The sequence below is a fragment of the Tahibacter sp. genome, assembly GCF_035481375.1.
Classification (GTDB): domain Bacteria; phylum Pseudomonadota; class Gammaproteobacteria; order Xanthomonadales; family Rhodanobacteraceae; genus Tahibacter.
In genome coordinates this window covers 1-17,279 of the sequence record NZ_DATIGT010000111.1, presented here as the reverse complement: position 1 = coordinate 17,279, position 17,279 = coordinate 1, and the positions used below count along the sequence as shown (strand labels likewise).

Here is a 17,279-nt window from a genome sequence, read left to right as displayed (position 1 = left end):
GCGTCGCACCGCGCGCGGGCAGATGCCGGACGAGGAGCAGATTCCCGAAATCTTCCGCCGCTTCTTCGGCCCGGGCGGTCCCGGCGTGCCGCGCGGCGGCCGTCCCGGCGGCGTCTCGCTCGGCTCGGGCTTCATCATCTCGACCGACGGCTACATCCTGACCAACAACCACGTCGTCGACGGTGCCGACAGCGTGACCGTGCGCCTGTCCGACCGGCGCGAACTCGACGCCAAGGTCGTCGGTGCCGACGCCCAGTACGACATCGCGCTGCTCAAGGTCACCGCGAGCAACCTGCCGGCCGTCACGATCGGCGATTCGAAGAAGCTCAAGCCCGGCCAGTGGGTGCTCGCGATCGGCTCGCCGTTCGGTTTCGACCACTCGGTCACGGCCGGCATCGTCAGCGCGGTCAGCCGCAGCTTCGGCGGCCGCGATCAGCAGTACGTGCCCTTCATCCAGACCGACGTCGCGATCAATCGCGGCAATTCCGGCGGCCCGCTGTTCAACCTCGACGGCGAAGTCGTCGGCATCAACTCGCAGATCCTCTCCAACACCGGCGGCTTCATGGGCGTGTCGTTCGCGATTCCGATCGACACCGCGATGAGCGCGGTCAAGCAGATCAAGGACAAGGGCTTCGTGTCCCGCGGCATGATCGGCGTGCAGATCCAGGACGTGAACCGCGAACTCGCGCAGAGCCTCGGCCTGCCGCGCACGGGCGGCGCTCTGGTCAACGCGACGACCGCGGGCAGCGCGGCCGAAAAGGCCGGCATCAAGGTCGGCGACGTGATCCTCGGCTTCGGCGGCGTCGACGTCGTGCATTCGTCGGATCTTCCGCCGATGGTCGGTGCGACCGCGCCGGGCAGCAAGGTCGACGTCAACGTGTTCCGCGACGGCAAGACCGTGACGATCCCGGTGACTGTTGCCGAACTCTCGCGCGACGCCACGGCCCAGGCCGCCGGCGGCGCGGACGCCGGCGCGACGGCCAATCCGCTCGGCATGGTCGTCGAGGACCTGACCGCCGAGCAGCGCCAGCAGCTCGGCATCAAGGACGAAGGCGTCGTCGTCACGCGCATCACGGGCGTGCCGGCGCGCCGCGCCGCGCTGCAGCCCGGCGATATCGTGCTGATGGTCGGCAAGCAGAAAGTGAAGACCGCCGCCGAGTTCAACAATGCGGTCAAGGGCGTGGCGCCCGGCGATTCGGTCATGCTGCTCGTGCGGCGCCAGGACGCCAGCCTGTTCGTCGCGGTCAGCGTGCCGAAGAAGGCGGACTGAACCCGGCCCGCAAACGGAATACGGACGGCGGCCCCCGGGCCGCCGTTGCGTCGAGCGCCCGCCGGGCTCATCCTGCGCGTCAGGCGGCTTCATGCGATACTCGCGGCTTTGCCAGCGCGCCACCTGCGCACCGGCCCCGTTTGCGGCACCCCGATGGACCATATCCGAAACTTTTCGATCATCGCTCACGTCGACCACGGCAAGTCCACGCTGGCCGATCGCATCATCCAGATCTGCGGCGGCCTCGAAGCCCGCGAGATGGAAGCGCAGGTACTCGACTCCAATCCGATCGAGCGCGAGCGCGGCATCACCATCAAGGCACAGTCGGTCTCGCTGCCGTACACGGCGCGCGACGGCAAGATCTATCAGCTCAATTTCATCGACACGCCGGGCCACGTCGACTTCAGCTATGAAGTCAGCCGTTCGCTGGCCGCCTGCGAAGGCGCGCTGCTCGTCGTCGACGCGGCGCAGGGCGTCGAGGCGCAGTCGGTCGCCAACTGCTACACGGCGGTGGAGCAGGGACTCGAAGTCATTCCGGTGCTCAACAAGATCGACCTGCCGACCGCGGACATCGAGCGCGCCAAGAGCGAAATCGAAGCGGTCATCGGCATCGATGCCGACGACGCGATTCCGATCAGCGCGAAGACCGGCCAGAACATCGAAGCCGTGCTCGAGGCGATCGTCGCGCGGATCCCGCCGCCGAAGCCGCGCGACACGGCCAAGCTCCAGGCGCTGATCATCGACTCCTGGTTCGACAACTATCTCGGCGTCGTCTCGCTCGTACGCGTGATGCAGGGGCGCATCAAGCCCAGGGACAAGATCCTCGTGATGTCGACCGGCCGCTGGCATGAAGTCGACTCGGTCGGCGTGTTCACGCCCAAGCGCAAGGCCAAGGACAGTCTCGAAGCCGGCGAAGTCGGCTGGCTCACGGCATCGATCAAGGACGTCCATGGCGCACCGGTCGGCGACACGCTGACCATGAACGCCGATCCCGCGCCGGCGCCGCTGCCCGGCTTCCAGAAGATGCAGTCGCGCGTGTTCGCCGGCTTGTTTCCGACGGCGGCGGACGATTTCCCGGCGCTGCGCGAAGCCCTGGAAAAACTGCGCCTCAACGACGCCGCGCTGAATTTCGAGCCGGAAAGCTCCGAGGCCATGGGCTTCGGTTTTCGCTGCGGCTTCCTCGGCCTGCTCCACATGGACATCATCCAGGAGCGCCTCGAGCGCGAGTACGACCTCGACCTCATCACGACCGCGCCAACCGTCGTCTACGAAGTGCTGCAGACCGACGGCAGCGTGATGTCGCTCGACAATCCGGCGAAGCTGCCGCCGGCGCAGAACATCGAGGAAGTGCGCGAGCCCATCATCATCGCCGACATCCTCACGCCGCCGGACTACATCGGCAACGTGATCGGGCTCTGCGAAGAAAAGCGCGGCATCCAGCGCAGCATCAACTACGTGTCGACGCAGGTGCGCATCAGCTACGAGCTGCCGCTCGCCGAAGTCGTGCTCGATTTCTTCGACAAGCTGAAATCGGTGTCGCGCGGCTACGCGTCGATGGACTATCACTTCCACGAGTTCCGCGCCGGGCCGTTCGTGCGCCTGGACGTGCTGATCAACGGCGATCGCGTCGACGCGCTGAGCCTGATCGTGCATCGCGGCGCTGCCGACCGGCGCGGTCGCGACCTCACCGAGAAGATGAAAGAGCTGATCCCGCGCCAGCAGTTCGACGTGGCGATCCAGGCAGCCGTCGGTTCGCAGATCATCGCGCGTTCCACGGTCAAGGCGCTGCGCAAGAACGTGCTGGCCAAGTGCTACGGCGGCGACGTGTCGCGCAAGCGCAAGCTGCTCGAGAAGCAGAAAGAAGGCAAGAAGCGCATGAAGCAGGTCGGCAGCGTGGACATCCCGCAGGAAGCCTTCCTCGCCGTGCTGCAGATGGACAAGTGATGCTGGCGGCTGCGCCGACGGCGCGGCCAGCGACCGTACTGTCGAACTATCGAGTCTGAGGAACGCGAATGCACTTCGACTTTGCCGCCATCCTGGTCGGCCTGACTTTTCTGACCGGCGTGATCTGGGCCATCGACCACTGGTTCTTCGCCAAGCGCCGCGCTGCGGAGATGCCGCCGGGCGAGGCGCCGCGCGAGCCCATACTCGTGGAATATTCGCGCTCGTTCTTCCCGGTCATCCTGATCGTGCTGCTGTTCCGCTCGTTCCTCGCCGAGCCGTTCCGCATTCCGTCGGGCTCGATGATGCCGACGCTGCTCGTCGGCGATTTCATCCTCGTCAATAAATTCGCCTACGGCATCCGCCTGCCCGTGCTCGACAAGAAGATCGTCGAGATCGGCGAACCGCAGCGCGGCGACGTCGTCGTGTTCCGCTTCCCGAAGGATCCGACGCAGGACTACATCAAGCGCGTCATCGGCAAGCCCGGCGATCAGGTCACGTATCGCAACAAGAAGCTCTATATCAACGGCGAGGAAATGATCCAGGACGGCGGAACGCCGTATGCCGGTACCGATACGGAATCGCGCGAACTGGTGCACGGCGGTGCAGAATCGTTTATCGAACAATTGGGTACGGTTCGCCACCAGATCATCACGGTGCCCGGAAGCCAGGTCGGGCCGGACTTTACGGTACAGGTTCCCGCCGGGCATTATTTCGTCATGGGAGACAACCGCGATCGCAGCTCCGACAGCCGCATCTGGGGTTACGTGCCCGAGGAAAATCTCGTCGGCAAGGCTTTCGTGATCTGGATGAGCTGGCGCGGGCTCGACAACGGCATCATCGAATTCGGTCGTCTGGGCACCTTGATCAAGTAGGAGAGGACGGGGTCATGAAGCAGTCGCAGCGCGGTATCACGTTCATCGGGTTCGTCGTCGTGCTCATCATCGGCGGCTTCTTCGCCTATGCGGCCATGAAGCTCGTCCCCGTCTATACCGAATACATGGGCGTCGTGAAGTCGATGAACCAGCTTCTGACCGAGCCGGGCATCACCAGCAAGGACGTCGGCGAGATCCGCCAGATGCTCAATACGAAGTTCAGCATCCAGTACGTCGACGACGCGACCGTGCCGCCGCAGAACATCCAGCTCAACAAGCGCAGCGGCGCCGCGAGCCTGCGCGTGTTCTACGACAAGCGCATCGACTTCATCTACAACGTCGACCTGCTCGTCAGCTTCGACAAGACCCTCGACCTGACCGGTACCGGCGCCGCCGTCGACTGACGCGGCCGCTTCCGGCTTTTCATCGCGGCCGCCGGGACGGCGCGCCGCGATTTCTTCATCGCAACGGCCGGACGCTTGGCAAAACTTCGCTTTCCGCACGAATTCCGCAATCCGGCCCTGTACGAGCAGGCGCTGACCCATCGCAGCGCCGGCAAACCGAACAACGAGCGACTCGAATTCCTCGGCGATTCGCTGGTCGGCATGCTCGTGGCCGAGCTGCTGTTCGAATCGCACGGGCGCGCCGACGAAGGCGATCTCACGCGCATGCGCGCGCAGCTCGTCAGCGGCGCGGCGCTTGCCGACGTCGCCCGTTCGCTCGCGCTCGGCGACCTGCTGCGGCTCGGTCCGGGCGAACTCAAGAGCGGCGGCCATCGCCGCGAATCGATACTCGCCGACGCGTTCGAGGCGCTCGTCGCGGCGGTCTATCTCGATGCCGGCTGGGAGGCGTGCCGCGCCTGCGTGCGCACGCTGTTCGCCGATCGCGCGGCGCAACTGCGCGCGCCGGAGAAGGATGCCAAGACGCGACTGCAGGAACTGCTGCAGGCGCGCGGACTGCCGCTGCCGACCTACGAACTCGTCGCGAGCAGCGGCGACGATCACGCCAAGATGTTCGACGTTGCCTGCCAGCTCGAACGTCCGCCGTTGCGCGTCGAAGGCCGCGCATCGAACCGGCGCGCCGCCGAACAGATCGCCGCTGCATCGGCGCTGGAACAGATCAAGGAAACGCTCGCGAATGAACGCTGACACTCCCGCTCCTGCCGCAGACCACCGCTGCGGCCTCGTCGCGCTGCTCGGGCGGCCCAACGTCGGCAAGTCGACGCTGCAGAATTCGCTCGTCGGTTTCCGCGTCAGCATCGTGAGTCCGAAGCCGCAGACCACGCGGCATCGGATACTCGGCATCGCGACGCGCCCGAACGCGCAGATCCTGTTCGTCGACACGCCGGGCATGCACGCGAATGCGAAGCGTGCGATCAATCGCCAGCTCAATCGCGCCGCGCGCGGCGCGATCGACGAGGTCGACGTGCTCGTGCACGTGATCGAGGCCGGCCGCTGGAACGACGAAGACGAACGCGTGTGGCAGGCGCTCGCCGCGGCCGGCAAGCCCGTGCTGCTCGCGATCAACAAGATCGACGCGGTGAAGAATCGCGAGGCGCTGCTGCCGTTCATCGCCGAGGTCACGCGCGAGCGACGCTACGAAGCCGTGCTGCTGGTGTCCGCACGGCGTGCCGACGGCCTCAAGGAACTCGAGCGGGAAATCGTCGCGCGCCTGCCGCTGGCGCCGCCGGTCTACGGCGAAGACGAAATCACCGATCGCAGCGAGCGCTTCCTCGCGGCCGAGCTGGTGCGCGAGCAGCTCATGCGGCAGCTCGGCCAGGAACTGCCGTATTCGTGCACCGTCGAGATCGAACAGTTCGGCGAGCGCGAAGACGGCGTCGCCGAGATCGGCGCGGTGATCTGGGTCGAGCGCGCCGGGCAGAAGGCGATCGTGATCGGCGCAAGCGGCGCGCGGCTCAAGGAGGTCGGCACGTCGGCGCGGCTCGCGATGGAGCGGTTGTTCGAACGGCGCGTCTTCCTGAAGCTCTGGGTGCGCGTACGCGAGAACTGGTCCGACGACGAAGCCGCGATCAAGCGCTTCGGCTACGAAGGCTGACGCAGGACGCCATGCGCGTCGACGGGCAGCACGGCTGGATCCTGCATGCGCGGCCCTATCGCGAAACGAGCCTGCTGCTCGAAGGCTGGAGCCGCGATCACGGCCGCATCGGCCTCGTCGCGCGCGGCGTGCGCAAGGAACGCCCGCGCCAGCCGCGCGCGCTGCTCCAGCCGCTGGTGCCGTTGTCGCTGGGCTGGAGCGGGCAGGGCGATCTCGCGCTGCTGACCGGGATCGACGCGCGCGGCCAGCCGCCGGCCATCGCCGGCGACGCGCTGGTCTGCGCGATCTACGTCAACGAACTCGTCATGCGCCTGCTGCCGCGACACGACGCGGTGCCCGATCTGTTCGACGCCTACGAGGACACGCTGCAGCGCCTCGCCGCATCGCCGGCCCGCGCCTGGACCTTGCGGCGCTTCGAGCGCGACCTGCTCGCCGAAACCGGCTACGGCCTCGTGCTCGAGGCGGAAGCCGACAGCGGCGCGGAGATCGAAGCCGACGCCGACTACATCTACATTCCCGAACATGGACTCGTGCCGTATGCGCAGCAGCCCAACGTGCTGCGTCTGCGCGGCAGCGCGCTGCTCGCGCTGGCCGAGGACCGCATGCCCGATGCGGCGGATCTGCAATGCCTGCGCCGGCTCATGCGCGCGCTGATCACGCATCAGCTCGGCGGCGCGAGCCTGCGATCGTGGGCATTGCTCGCCGGCGTGCCGACTACGAACTAGACGCCGTCCAGCGCGCGGCGCGTCGCTGCCGCGACGTCGTGCAGCTGCGTCAGATCCTCGGCCGTGAATGTCACGTCCGCCAGCACGCGCGTGCGAAGACGCCGGCAGGTCTGTTCGAGCCGCGGCGCGCCGCAGAATCCGGCCGAGGCGCAGAGCCGGTGCAGGCGTTCGCGCAGGCCGACGCCGTCCTTCTTCGCCAGCAACGCATCGAGTTCGCCGGGCAGCGCGTCGAGTTCCTGCGCAAACAGGCCGCGCAACGCGATGACGGTCTCTTGACTGCCCAGGCTCCGGCAGGCGGCCGCGTCGTCGAGCAGCGGCGCCTCCGCGTAGGAAGGCGCCGCCTCGGCGACGCCGGTATGCCCGCCGTTGCCGAGCTGCAGCGCGGCGCGCAGGCCGTCGAGGTCGACCGGCTTGTGCAGCACGCCGGCGAAGCCGAGCGTGTGCAGTTCGCGCGCGACGGCCGGATCGGCATCGGCCGTGGTCGCCAGTGCCGGACTGCGCTGCGAAGCTGCGGTCGCGTCGGCGCGCAAACATGCGAGCGCTGCCGGACCGTCGAGATGCGGCATATGCACATCGAGCAGCAGCAGGTCGTAGCGGCGGCGGCGCGCGAGCGCCAGCGCCGCTTCGCCGTCCTCGGCAGTCTCGCAGCGATGGCCGAGCAGCGCCGCGGCATCGGCGAGAAAGCGCAGGCTCAGCGCGTTGTCGTCGGCGATCAGGAGCTCCACGCCTCTTCCCCATTCAGGCAGTGCTGGCCACAATCGGCGCCTCTTTCCGGGTCGCCGCGCATGCGCTACGTGTTTCGCGTCTTCTGCATTGTGCTTGCTCTTGCCGCCGGCGCCCAGGCCCGCGCCGCCGGCGCGCGCGCCGCCGTCGATACGCTGACGACCGGCGGCCTGGTCGTAACAAAGTTAAAAGTAGAATTATTGCCGAATGCGGACGGCGGTCAGGACCTGCGCCTCGATGCGGCGCAGCTGGACTGGCCCGACGCAGGACTGCACCTGCACGCGCTCAAGGCGCACTGTCCGCTCGAACCCGACGCCGCGGCCTGGCGCTGCGCAGGACAGGCGCAACTGCGCACGGCCGCCGACGCGACGCCGCTCGAAGCGGGCTTCGTCGCACAGCTCGAACAGGGCCGCCTCGAACTCGAAATCAACCGCGCGCCGGCGAGGCTCAGTCTGGGCCGTCACGGCGACGGCGACGACGCGCGCTGGCAGGTGCGCCTGCGCCAGCTGCCGCTGAACTGGCTGTCGGATCTCCTGCGCAAGTCCTGGCCCGCGCTGACGCGCATCGACGGGCAACTCGCGCTCGATGCCGATCTGCCGTCGCGCGCCGCGGCATCGACCGAGATCGACTACAGCCTGCGCGATTTCGGCTTCGACACGGCCGACGGCAGCACGGCCGCGGCACACGTCAGCCTTGCCGGCAAGCTCGATCTGCGCAGCGGTACGCCGTGGCAGCTGCACCATCGCGGGCAGATCGGCAGCGGCGAAGTGCTGGCCGGTCCGTTCCATGTCGCGTTCGCCGACCACGGCACGCGGCTCGAATTCGCCCTCGCGCCCGAGCGCGACGCCTGGCGCTTGCGCGACATCGTCTACGACGATCCCGGCGTGCTGAAGCTCGCCGCTTCCGCGCTGGTGGCGTCCGACGCCGCCGATCCGCTGCGTGCGTTCGACGTCGAAACGCTGAGCGCCGAACTGCCGGCTGCGCAGCAGCGCTATCTCGCGAGCGTGCTCGGCACGGCCGGCTGGAGCGCATTGCAGAGCCGCGGCCGCATCACGGCGCGCGTGCGCTTCGACGCGCAGGGGCCGCATGGCGGCAGTGTCGTACTGAACGGCGTCGATCTCGTCGAGCCCGCGCGCGGCGTCGGGATCGACGGCCTCGACGGCGCGCTCGACTGGCGTCGCGACGGCGATGTCGCGACGACCGAGCTGCGCTGGAAGTCGGCGAAGCTCTACTCGCTGCCGCTCGGCGCGGCGCGCCTGCGCTGGCACAGTCGCGACGGCGCATTGAGCCTCGCCGAGTCCGCCGAGATTCCGCTGCTCGGCGGGCGCCTGAATCTGCAGCGCCTCAGCGTGCATCCGGCGGCGCGCAGCGGCGAGCGGCTGCAGGCCGGGCTCGCCGTGCACGACGTCGATCTCGCGGCGCTGAGCCAGGCGCTCGGCTGGCCGCGCTTCGGCGGCAAGCTCGGCGGCGCGGTGCCCGAATTGCGCTATGCGGGCGAGCGGCTCGACATGGCCGGCGGACTCATGCTCAACGTGTTCGACGGAACCCTGAACGTGACCGGCCTCGCGCTGGAGCGTCCGTTCGGTGTATCGCCGTCGCTGTCGGCCGAGGTCGCGTTCGCCGGGCTCGACCTGAGTCTTCTGACCGGCACCTTCGACATCGGCGGCATCACCGGCCGCCTGTCGGGCTACGTGCGCGCGCTGCGTCTCGTCGACTGGCAGCCGGTCGCGTTCGACGCGCACCTGCAGGCGCTCGAGGGCGGCCGCATCAGCCAGCGCGCGGTCAACACGATCTCCTCGGTCGGCGGCGGAGGTATCGCGGCCGGCCTGCAGGCGAGCATGCTCAAGCTGTTCGACACCTTCGGCTATGCGCGCCTGGGCATCGGCTGCCGGCTCCAGAATGCGGTCTGCCACATGCGCGGGCTCGACGCCGACGGCGCCAGATACACTCTGGTCGAAGGCCGCGGCCTGCCGCGCATCCAGATCGTCGGTCACCAGTCGCAGGTCGACTGGGCCGTGCTCGTCGACCGTCTCCGCGCCGCCGCGAGCGGCACCAAACCTGTCATCCACTGATCCGGGAGTTCCTCATGCGCGCTGTCCGAACGATGCTGCTGAGCCTGTCGCTGGTGCTGTTGTCGGCCTGCGTCACGATCAACGTGTATTTCCCGGCCGCCGCCGCGGAGAAAGCCGCCGAGCAGTTCATCGGCAACGTGATCGGCGAGGCCGCGGGCGAAGCCAAGGATCCGCCGCCGCCGCAGCGTCCGCCGCAGGCCGGCCTGCTCGATTTCTTCATCGGCGCGGCGCATGCGGCCGAACCCGACCTCAACATCCAGACCGCGGCCGTGCGCGACATCCAGGCGCGCATGAAGCAGCGCTTCGACAGCGTGCTGACGAAGGCGCTCGCGGCCGGCAGCATCGGCCTGACGCGCGACGGCCTCGTCGCGGTGCGCGACGCCTCGGCCGTGCCGCTGGCCGAGCGCGCGTCGCTGAACCAGGCCGTCGCCGACGAGAATCGCGACCGCAAGGCGGTCTACGCCGAAATCGCGCGGGCGAACGGCCATCCGGAGTGGGAAGCGCAGATCCAGAGCACGTTCGCGGCGCAGTGGATCCAGCAGGCGCGCCCCGGCTGGTATCATCAGGACGCCGCGGGCGCCTGGAAACAGCGCTGACGCGTCCGCCAGATTCTCGATCACTCCGGAGTACAGGCGCCCGGGATGCCCGCATCCCGGGCGCCGTCGTCATGAAAGCCCCGATCACGCTCGAACTCGACATCACCGGTCTTTCGCACGACGGCCGCGGCGTCGCGCGGCACGACGGCAAGGCCGTCTTCGTGCGCGGCGCGCTGGCCGGCGAAAAAGTGCTCGCCCGCCTCGTGCAGCGTCACCGCCATTACGACGACGCGCAGGTCGAGCAGGTGCTGAGCGCTTCGCCCGACCGTGTCGATCCGCGCTGTCCGCATTTCGGCGTCTGCGGCGGCTGCGCGCTGCAGCACCTCGCACCCGAGGCGCAGATCGCCGCGAAACAGCGCGTGCTCGCCGAGAACTTCGAACGCATCGGCCACGTCGAGCCCAAGCGCTGGCTCGCGCCGTTGACCTCGGCAGTCTGGGGCTATCGGCGCAAGGGGCGTCTCTCGGTCAAGTTCGTCGACAAGAAAGGCAAGGCGCTCGTCGGATTCCGCGAGGACAACGGCCGCTACGTCGCCGACCTCACGCGCTGCGAAGTCCTTGCGCCCGCGGTCGGTGAACGCATCGAGGCGCTCGCCGCGCTCGTCGGCACGCTGAGCGGCGTGCGCGAGATTCCGCAGATCGAGATCGCCGCGGGCGACGACACGACCGCGCTGATCTTCCGTCACCTGCAGCCGCTGACCGACGCCGATCGCGCCGCGCTGATCGCGTTCGGCCGGACGCACGATCTCGCGATCTACCTGCAGCCCGGCGGCAACGACAGCGTGCATCCGCTGTGGCCCGAAGCACCGCGGCTCGCGTTCCGCATCGACAGCGCCGACGTCGAACTCGAATTCCGGCCGCTCGATTTCATCCAGGTCAATTCGGCGATGAACGAAGCGATGATCGCGCACGCGCTGGCGCTGCTCGACCCGCAGCCCGGCGACCGCGTGCTCGACCTGTTCTGCGGCCTGGGCAACTTCACGTTTCCGCTCGCGCGCCGCAGCGCGCACGTCGTCGGCGTCGAAGGCGAACACGGTCTCGTCGAGCGCGCGAAACAGAACGCGGCGCGCAACGGCATCGCCAACGTCGAATACCACGTCGCGAACCTGCTCGACGACCAGCGCGACACGCCCTGGGCGCGGCAGCGCTACGACAAGATCCTGCTCGATCCGCCGCGCTCGGGCGCGCAGGCGGTGTTCGACTACCTGCCGAAAAAAGACACCGACCGCATCGTCTACGTGTCGTGCCATCCTGCCTCGCTCGCGCGCGACGCCGGCATACTCGTGGACAAGCATGGCTTCAAGCTCAGGGCCGCCGGCGTGATGGACATGTTCCCGCACACGGCGCACGTGGAATCGATCGCGCTGTTCGAACGATGAACGACGCGCAGGCCGCCGCGACGCGAGCGCCTGCGCGAACGGAGGCATAGGCATGGGCGTAGAAATCGAACGCAAGTTTCTGCTCGCTTCCGACGCGTGGCGTGCGCAGGTGTCGCGCTCGCAGCGGCTCGTGCAGGGCTATCTCGTCAGCGCGGCCGCGGTCACGAGCGGCGCGGCGCGCAGCTCGGTGCGCGTGCGGATCGGCGGCGAGCAGGCCTGGCTCAACATCAAGTCCTCCACGCTGGGGCCGGTGCGCCAGGAATACGAATACGAAGTGCCGCTTGCGGATGCCGAGGCGATGCTCGCCAAGCTCTGCGACGGCGTCGTCGAGAAGATCCGCCACTATGTCGCGCATGCGGGGCGCGAGTTCGAGATCGACGAATTCTTCGGCACGAACGACGGTCTCGTCGTCGCCGAACTCGAACTCGACGCGGTCGACGAGGCGTTCGAGCGGCCCGACTGGCTCGGCCTCGAAGTCAGCCATCTGCCGCGCTACTACAACCTCAACCTGATTGCTCATCCGTACTCGGTCTGGGCTGCGGCCGAGCGCGAGGGACTGGACTGATGCTCGTCATAGGAATCGCCGGCAAGGAACTCGCCGCGCACGAACGCGACTGGATCGCCGCGCCGGAAGTCAGCGGCGTGATCCTGTTCAGCCGCAACTTCGCCTCGCGCGAGCAGGTCGCCGCGCTCATCGACGCCATCCGCGCCGTGCGCGCCGACGAATTCCTGCTCTGCGTCGACCAGGAAGGCGGTCCGGTGCAGCGCTTCCGCGACGGCTTCACGCGGCTGCCGGCGCTGGCCCGGCTCGGCGAGATCCATGACGCCGAACCGGCGCGTGCGATCGCGCTCGCCGAGGAGCACGCCTGGGTCATGGCCAGCGAGATGCGTGCGCTCGACATCGACATCAGCTTCGCGCCCGTCGTCGATCTCAAGCGCGGTAACCGCGCGATCGGCGAGCGCGCGTTCCATGCCGATCCGCGCGTGGTCTCCGAACTCGGCGAGGCCTATCTGCGCGGCATGCATCTGGGCGGCATGGCCGCGACGCTCAAGCATTTTCCGGGGCACGGCTCGGTGCTCGAAGACACGCATTTCGACGCGGCGACCGATCCGCGTTCGTTCGACGAACTGCGCGCGACCGATCTCGCGACGTTCGCCGACGGCTTTGCGGCCGGGGCCGAGGCCGTGATGCTCGCGCACGTGACGTATCCGGCTGTCGACGCAGTGCCGGCCGGCTACTCGCGGATCTGGATAGAGGACGTGCTGCGCGGCGAGATGGGCTTTCGCGGCGTCGTGTTCTCCGACGACATCGGCATGGCCGCGGCCGAATCCGCGGGCGGCGTCGCCGCCCGCATCGACGCGCACCTCGGAGCCGGCTGCGATCTCGTGCTCGTCTGCAGTCCCGCGCTCGTCGCCGAATCGATCGCGGCCGTGCGCGGCCGCGCGCCGTGCCCGCCCGCGCGCATTGCCGCGTTACGCGGAATGGTCGCATCGTCGTGGCAGTCTCTTCTCGACAATCCGCAACGTATCCGCTTCATCGAGCGCCTCGCCGCGCTCGGTGTTCCCGCCTCGCCGAGCGTCTAGACGCGCGCGGCGTATTCCCGAGTGAAACCATGACCCGACCCAGCCTGACCGACGCGTTGGCCACCGCCGACCTGATCCACGACCTGCCGGTGCTCGACGCCGCGATCGCCCGCATGGGCCGCGAGATCGACGCCGCCATCGCCGGCGAACGCGCCGTATTCGCGACCGTCATGCACGGCGGCATGCTGTTCGGCGCGAAGCTCGCGCTCGCGATGAAGAGCGACATGGAATTCGACTACATCCACGCGACGCGTTACCGCGGCGCGACCAGCGGCACCGAGCTGCACTGGCTGCGCCAGCCGGCCGCCGTGCTGGCCGGGCGCACGATCGTGCTCGCCGACGACATTCTCGACGAGGGCAAGACGCTCAAGGCCGTGCGCGACTTCTGCCTCGACCGCGGCGCGCGGCGCGTGCTCGTCGCCGTGCTCTGCGAAAAGCGCCACGGACGCTGCGTGCCCGGCGTCGCGTCGGATTTCTGCGGCGTCGAAGTGCCGGACCGCTACGTGTTCGGCCACGGCATGGACTACTACGAACAGGGCCGCAATCTGCCGGCCATCTACGCGATCTGAGGGACGAGCCATGGCACTGGATCTGGCCATCATCGGCGGCACGGGTTTGTATCAGTTTCCCGGTTTGGAAAATGTGGTCCGGCGCGACGTCGAGACGCCGTTCGGCGCGACCTCGGCACCGGTCGTCTGCGGCGAGGTCGGCGGACGCCCGGTCGCGTTCCTCGCGCGCCACGGCGAAGGCCACAGCGTGCCGCCGCATCGCGTGAACTACCGCGCCAACGTCTGGGCGCTGCACAGCCTCGGCGCCAGGCGCGTCATCGGCGTCAACGCCGTCGGCGGGATCCGCGACGACATGGGGCCGCGCGTCGTCGCCGTACCCGACCAGATCATCGACTACACCCACGGCCGCTACACGAGCTTCTGCGACGCCGACGGCGCCGAGGTCCGGCACATCGACTTCAGCGAGCCCTACACGGCCTCGCTGCGCGCCGAGCTGCTGGCAGCGGCGCGCGACGCCGGCATTGCGGTCGTCGACGGCGGCTGCTACGGCGCGACGCAGGGGCCGCGCCTGGAAACGCGCGCCGAGATCGCACGCCTGCGCCGCGACGGCTGCGACCTCGTCGGTATGACCGGCATGCCCGAAGCCGCGCTCGCGCGCGAACTCGAACTCGACTATGCCTGCATCGCGCTCATCGCGAACTGGGCCGCGGGCTGCGGCGACGAAGCCGAGATCAGCCTCGAGGAAATCTTCGCGAACCTGCGCGAAGCGACCGCCGCCGTGCCGCCCGTCGTGAGCGCGCTGCTCGCGAAATAGCGGCCCGCGACGGGCTCGCGAGGCCGTTCAGCATTGTGGAGACGGCATCCTTTCGTTCGTCGCGTGACGCGGCTCACACACGATTGCATCGACGCTCTCGCACTTTCGATTGCGCTGCGTATACTCGTACACGCGGCGCACCGACTCGGGGGAGAAGTCTGCCGCGCATTCGTCCAGCAACGTTCGAGGGGAAGTCATGCAGTTCGGTACGGTAAAGTGGTTCAACGACGCCAAGGGCTTCGGTTTCATCGCGCCTGAAGGCGGCGGTTCCGACGTTTTTGTGCACTTTTCGGCAATTTCTTCCAAGGGGTTCCGCACCCTGCAGGAAGGCCAGCGCGTCAGCTTCGTCGTCAGCCAGGGACCGAAAGGCGCCCAGGCCTCGGCGGTGACGCCGGTGCAATAAGCGTCGCAACCGCGTTCACGACGAAAGGCCCCGCTGCGTCGGGGCCTTTTTTGTTGCGGCGCCGGCCGGTGCGGCCAATTTCTTTTTGCTCTTTATTGCTTAGTGCGTTTTTGCGAATTTGTTTGCCATGACGCGCGGTAACCGGTGGCATCGCACCGGCCCCGGCGAATCCGCGGCCGGCGCGTCGGCGCTACCGCGTGGCGCCGAGTGCGGCTTCAAGCTGGCGGGCGAGCGCGGCGGCCTGCGCATCGCCTGGGCCTTCCCGCTTGCTGTGCGCGTACGCGGCCGCGCGCAGCGCGTCGCCATCGGCATCGCCGGCGTCCTGCAGGAGCGCACGGGCATATTCGGCGTTCACTTCTTTCGGACTCTGCACGCGCGTACCGAGTGCGGCGCTGCCGTTGCCGCTGGGGCTGCCGCCGACCGGGTAGGTCCAGCCGAGTCCGAACACGCGCTGATCGTCCATGTCGACGATATAGAAGTCGTAGTAGCCGCCGACGCGCACGAGGAAGGCGTAGCGTCGTGTCGACGCGTCGTAGAGCGCCACCGCGATGCGGCTCGTCGGGAAGCCGTCGAAATAGCCGGCGACGAACGGCCCGCTGCTGCCGCTCTCGTAGGTGCGCATGACCAGCCAGTCGCCGATCACGAGGCCGCTGGTGTTGAAAGTCAGCACGAAACTTCCGCGCAGGATCGACAGCACGCTGTCATAGGCATAGAGCTGCTTGGTGATGCGCGTGCTGCCGCCCTGGTAGTAGAGCGTCGCGGTCACATAGGAATCGAACACGATGCGCACCGGACCGGCGGCGTTCGCGATGCCCTGCGGACGCACGTAGGCGCAGCCGATGCACTGGCCGCCGGTATTGGCGTCGAACGTCGCGTTGAACGTATTTGTCGCGAAATCGTAGCGGCCCGCCGAGATGAACCAGGTCGCGCTGCCGTTCGGCGCATAGACGAACGACGTCACGATCATGATGTCGTCCTGCATTTCGATATTGAAGCCGCGGCCCGATTCGGCCGGATTCCACCAGAGCCCGCGTGTCGGTCCGCCGACGAGCGTCGCCGCGTTGGCGCCGAGCGCGACGAGGTAAATCATTACGGCAATCAGCCAGCGTGTCATACAGCCTCCCTGAGGGCGCCCACGGCGGACGCCTGCGCTCCTACCTGTCGTCCGGGGCGCAGTTCTCTCAGGACATCGGCAGTACGCCGTCGTCGGCACGGTGCGCATCGAGTGCGCAGGGCCCGGTGGTCCTTGCCGGCGCCGTGCCGACCGGAAACGAACGGCCAGGCCGAGGAAGGCGGGCGCTCAGAACGTCGCGACGAAATCCACGATGGCCCGGCCGGCGAATTTGCCGCGATAGACGATGAACGGGACAGCTCTTTCGTCGGTCGCGTAGATCTCGTACAGCGTGCCTGCGTCGACCGTCCAGCCGCCGTAGTTCGGAAAGCGCATCGGGTCGGCGATGAAGGTGCCGAGCACGCGCTGCAGCACCGAGCGCGGCCCGCCTACGGTCGCGGCGAGCGCCGTCGGCACGGCGTCCTTGCCCGCGTCGGGTGCTGCGACCGGAACGAGATGAAGCTTGATCTCGCCCTGCGCATTCTTGCGCACGACTTTCACCGACACCCACGCCTTCGATTCGTCCGGCTTCGGCTTGTCTTTTTCCGGATCGGCCGGCGGCCGCAGTCCGAGCGCCTTGAACAGTTCGTAGATCGCCGCGCTGCCGCCGGCGAGCACGCATGCCGACAGGAATTGCGAGAACGCTTTCGACGAGCCGGCATGACCGCTCGCATGTTCTGCGACGCGCGCGAAGACGTCGTAGTCGAAGCCGCGGACGACCGCATAACCCGCGGCGAGCATGACCAGCGTCTTCACCGCGCGGCCGTTGAAGAACTCGCGATAGAGCCGCCACTGGAACAGCAGCGCCAGCGCCGATTCGAGCACCGTCGCGACGACGAACAGCCCGAGCAGCTGCGGCAGCAGTTCCTCGACGAATTTCGGCGGGGCAGTGTCGGCATCGCCCGCGCCGGGCGCATTCGCGACCGGCGCCGGTGCAGGCGCGGCTGCCGCCGCGACGCCCGGCGGTGCGGCCTGCGCGGACACCGTCGGCATCGCCGCGACGACGACGGTCAGCAGCAGGCCGATGCACAACCCGACGCGCAGGACGCGCGCGATTCGTCTTCTGATCATGGCGTTCCCCTTCGGCCCGCCCGCGCGGCGCGGCTCCGATATCGATCAGTGATGCGACTGCGGCGAATCTCGCAGCCGCCGTCGGTCGGCGTGGGCGCCGGAACGAAAAACGCCGCGCGAGGCGGGCGCAGGTGCTGAAACGACAAAGGCCCGC

18 protein-coding genes are annotated in these 17,279 nt (G+C 68.2%); 15 read left to right on the top strand and 3 right to left on the bottom strand.

Translation table 11 applies throughout. The features are described 5' to 3' along the window. The 7 genes from VLF18_RS07100 to recO all read left to right on the top strand — a co-directional run. On the top strand, nt 1-1,270 hold a 1,270-nt coding region (locus tag VLF18_RS07100; protein ID WP_325278923.1), incomplete at its 5' end, for a Do family serine endopeptidase. A 153-nt stretch (nt 1,271-1,423) separates the two neighbouring features. Beyond that, complete coding sequence (gene lepA / locus VLF18_RS07095) at nt 1,424-3,214, top strand: translation elongation factor 4 (RefSeq protein WP_325278922.1); 1,791 nt, start codon at nt 1,424-1,426, stop codon at nt 3,212-3,214. A gap of 68 nt (nt 3,215-3,282) precedes the next feature. Continuing rightward, on the top strand, nt 3,283-4,086 hold the full coding sequence (gene lepB, locus VLF18_RS07090) for a signal peptidase I (protein ID WP_325278921.1): 804 nt from the start codon (nt 3,283-3,285) through the stop codon (nt 4,084-4,086). A gap of 14 nt (nt 4,087-4,100) precedes the next feature. Next, complete coding sequence (locus VLF18_RS07085) at nt 4,101-4,490, top strand: DUF4845 domain-containing protein (RefSeq protein WP_325278920.1); 390 nt, start codon at nt 4,101-4,103, stop codon at nt 4,488-4,490. Between the two features lie 75 nt (nt 4,491-4,565). After that, nucleotides 4,566-5,234: a ribonuclease III gene (rnc, locus tag VLF18_RS07080; RefSeq protein ID WP_325278919.1), complete on the top strand. Its 669-nt coding sequence runs from the start codon at nt 4,566-4,568 to the stop codon at nt 5,232-5,234. Continuing rightward, entirely contained in the window at nt 5,224-6,141 is a 918-nt protein-coding gene (gene era, locus VLF18_RS07075) for a GTPase Era (RefSeq protein ID WP_325278918.1), read from the top strand. Before rnc ends, era begins: the two co-directional genes overlap by 11 nt. Before the next feature lie 11 nt (nt 6,142-6,152). Beyond that, on the top strand, nt 6,153-6,866 hold the full coding sequence (gene recO / locus VLF18_RS07070) for a DNA repair protein RecO (RefSeq protein ID WP_325278917.1): 714 nt from the start codon (nt 6,153-6,155) through the stop codon (nt 6,864-6,866). On the opposite strand, the gene VLF18_RS07065 is transcribed toward recO, so the two are convergent. Beyond that, nucleotides 6,863-7,591 (bottom strand): response regulator, encoded by a 729-nt coding sequence (locus tag VLF18_RS07065; RefSeq protein ID WP_325278916.1) that lies wholly within the window; start codon nt 7,589-7,591, stop codon nt 6,863-6,865. The genes recO and VLF18_RS07065 overlap by 4 nt on opposite strands. 60 nt (nt 7,592-7,651) lie before the next feature. Between VLF18_RS07065 and VLF18_RS07060 the strand changes: the two genes are divergently transcribed. The 8 genes from VLF18_RS07060 to VLF18_RS07025 all read left to right on the top strand — a co-directional run bounded on the left by VLF18_RS07060 (nt 7,652) and on the right by VLF18_RS07025 (nt 14,943). Then, nucleotides 7,652-9,661: a hypothetical protein gene (locus VLF18_RS07060; RefSeq protein WP_325278915.1), complete on the top strand. Its 2,010-nt coding sequence runs from the start codon at nt 7,652-7,654 to the stop codon at nt 9,659-9,661. A gap of 14 nt (nt 9,662-9,675) precedes the next feature. Then, the gene (locus VLF18_RS07055; protein ID WP_325278914.1) at nt 9,676-10,257 is read left to right on the top strand and encodes a YdbL family protein; all 582 of its coding nucleotides are present in this window, start codon (nt 9,676-9,678) and stop codon (nt 10,255-10,257) included. Nucleotides 10,258-10,328: 71 nt separating this feature from the next. After that, the gene (gene rlmD / locus VLF18_RS07050; protein WP_325278913.1) at nt 10,329-11,633 is read left to right on the top strand and encodes a 23S rRNA (uracil(1939)-C(5))-methyltransferase RlmD; all 1,305 of its coding nucleotides are present in this window, start codon (nt 10,329-10,331) and stop codon (nt 11,631-11,633) included. 52 nt (nt 11,634-11,685) lie between these two features. Then, entirely contained in the window at nt 11,686-12,198 is a 513-nt protein-coding gene (locus VLF18_RS07045; RefSeq protein WP_325278912.1) for a CYTH domain-containing protein, read from the top strand. Beyond that, nucleotides 12,198-13,217 (top strand): beta-N-acetylhexosaminidase, encoded by a 1,020-nt coding sequence (gene nagZ, locus VLF18_RS07040; protein WP_325278911.1) that lies wholly within the window; start codon nt 12,198-12,200, stop codon nt 13,215-13,217. Before VLF18_RS07045 ends, nagZ begins: the two co-directional genes overlap by 1 nt. A gap of 29 nt (nt 13,218-13,246) precedes the next feature. After that, nucleotides 13,247-13,786: a hypoxanthine-guanine phosphoribosyltransferase gene (locus tag VLF18_RS07035; protein WP_325278910.1), complete on the top strand. Its 540-nt coding sequence runs from the start codon at nt 13,247-13,249 to the stop codon at nt 13,784-13,786. A 10-nt stretch (nt 13,787-13,796) separates the two neighbouring features. Then, the gene (locus VLF18_RS07030; RefSeq protein ID WP_325278909.1) at nt 13,797-14,540 is read left to right on the top strand and encodes an S-methyl-5'-thioinosine phosphorylase; all 744 of its coding nucleotides are present in this window, start codon (nt 13,797-13,799) and stop codon (nt 14,538-14,540) included. Between the two features lie 196 nt (nt 14,541-14,736). Then, nucleotides 14,737-14,943, top strand: coding sequence for a cold-shock protein (locus VLF18_RS07025; protein ID WP_325278908.1), 207 nt, complete (start codon nt 14,737-14,739; stop codon nt 14,941-14,943). 190 nt (nt 14,944-15,133) lie between these two features. On the opposite strand, the gene VLF18_RS07020 is transcribed toward VLF18_RS07025, so the two are convergent. Next, complete coding sequence (locus VLF18_RS07020) at nt 15,134-16,057, bottom strand: hypothetical protein (RefSeq protein WP_325278907.1); 924 nt, start codon at nt 16,055-16,057, stop codon at nt 15,134-15,136. 186 nt (nt 16,058-16,243) lie between these two features. Further along, nucleotides 16,244-17,125: a hypothetical protein gene (locus VLF18_RS07015; protein ID WP_325278906.1), complete on the bottom strand. Its 882-nt coding sequence runs from the start codon at nt 17,123-17,125 to the stop codon at nt 16,244-16,246. Nucleotides 17,126-17,279 lie beyond the last annotated feature (154 nt).

What these genes read in the sequence shown, in the direction of transcription:
- lepA (WP_325278922.1), top strand. Translation starts at nt 1,424, where the DNA reads ATGGACCATATCCGAAACTTTTCGATCATCGCTCACGTCGACCACGGC.
- lepB (WP_325278921.1), top strand. Translation starts at nt 3,283, where the DNA reads ATGCACTTCGACTTTGCCGCCATCCTGGTCGGCCTGACTTTTCTGACC.
- VLF18_RS07085 (WP_325278920.1), top strand. Translation starts at nt 4,101, where the DNA reads ATGAAGCAGTCGCAGCGCGGTATCACGTTCATCGGGTTCGTCGTCGTG.
- era (WP_325278918.1), top strand. Translation starts at nt 5,224, where the DNA reads ATGAACGCTGACACTCCCGCTCCTGCCGCAGACCACCGCTGCGGCCTC.
- recO (WP_325278917.1), top strand. Translation starts at nt 6,153, where the DNA reads ATGCGCGTCGACGGGCAGCACGGCTGGATCCTGCATGCGCGGCCCTAT.
- VLF18_RS07060 (WP_325278915.1), top strand. Translation starts at nt 7,652, where the DNA reads ATGCGCTACGTGTTTCGCGTCTTCTGCATTGTGCTTGCTCTTGCCGCC.
- VLF18_RS07055 (WP_325278914.1), top strand. Translation starts at nt 9,676, where the DNA reads ATGCGCGCTGTCCGAACGATGCTGCTGAGCCTGTCGCTGGTGCTGTTG.
- rlmD (WP_325278913.1), top strand. Translation starts at nt 10,329, where the DNA reads ATGAAAGCCCCGATCACGCTCGAACTCGACATCACCGGTCTTTCGCAC.
- VLF18_RS07045 (WP_325278912.1), top strand. Translation starts at nt 11,686, where the DNA reads ATGGGCGTAGAAATCGAACGCAAGTTTCTGCTCGCTTCCGACGCGTGG.
- nagZ (WP_325278911.1), top strand. Translation starts at nt 12,198, where the DNA reads ATGCTCGTCATAGGAATCGCCGGCAAGGAACTCGCCGCGCACGAACGC.
- VLF18_RS07035 (WP_325278910.1), top strand. Translation starts at nt 13,247, where the DNA reads ATGACCCGACCCAGCCTGACCGACGCGTTGGCCACCGCCGACCTGATC.
- VLF18_RS07030 (WP_325278909.1), top strand. Translation starts at nt 13,797, where the DNA reads ATGGCACTGGATCTGGCCATCATCGGCGGCACGGGTTTGTATCAGTTT.
- VLF18_RS07025 (WP_325278908.1), top strand. Translation starts at nt 14,737, where the DNA reads ATGCAGTTCGGTACGGTAAAGTGGTTCAACGACGCCAAGGGCTTCGGT.
- VLF18_RS07020 (WP_325278907.1), bottom strand. Translation starts at nt 16,057, where the DNA reads ATGACACGCTGGCTGATTGCCGTAATGATTTACCTCGTCGCGCTCGGC.
- VLF18_RS07015 (WP_325278906.1), bottom strand. Translation starts at nt 17,125, where the DNA reads ATGATCAGAAGACGAATCGCGCGCGTCCTGCGCGTCGGGTTGTGCATC.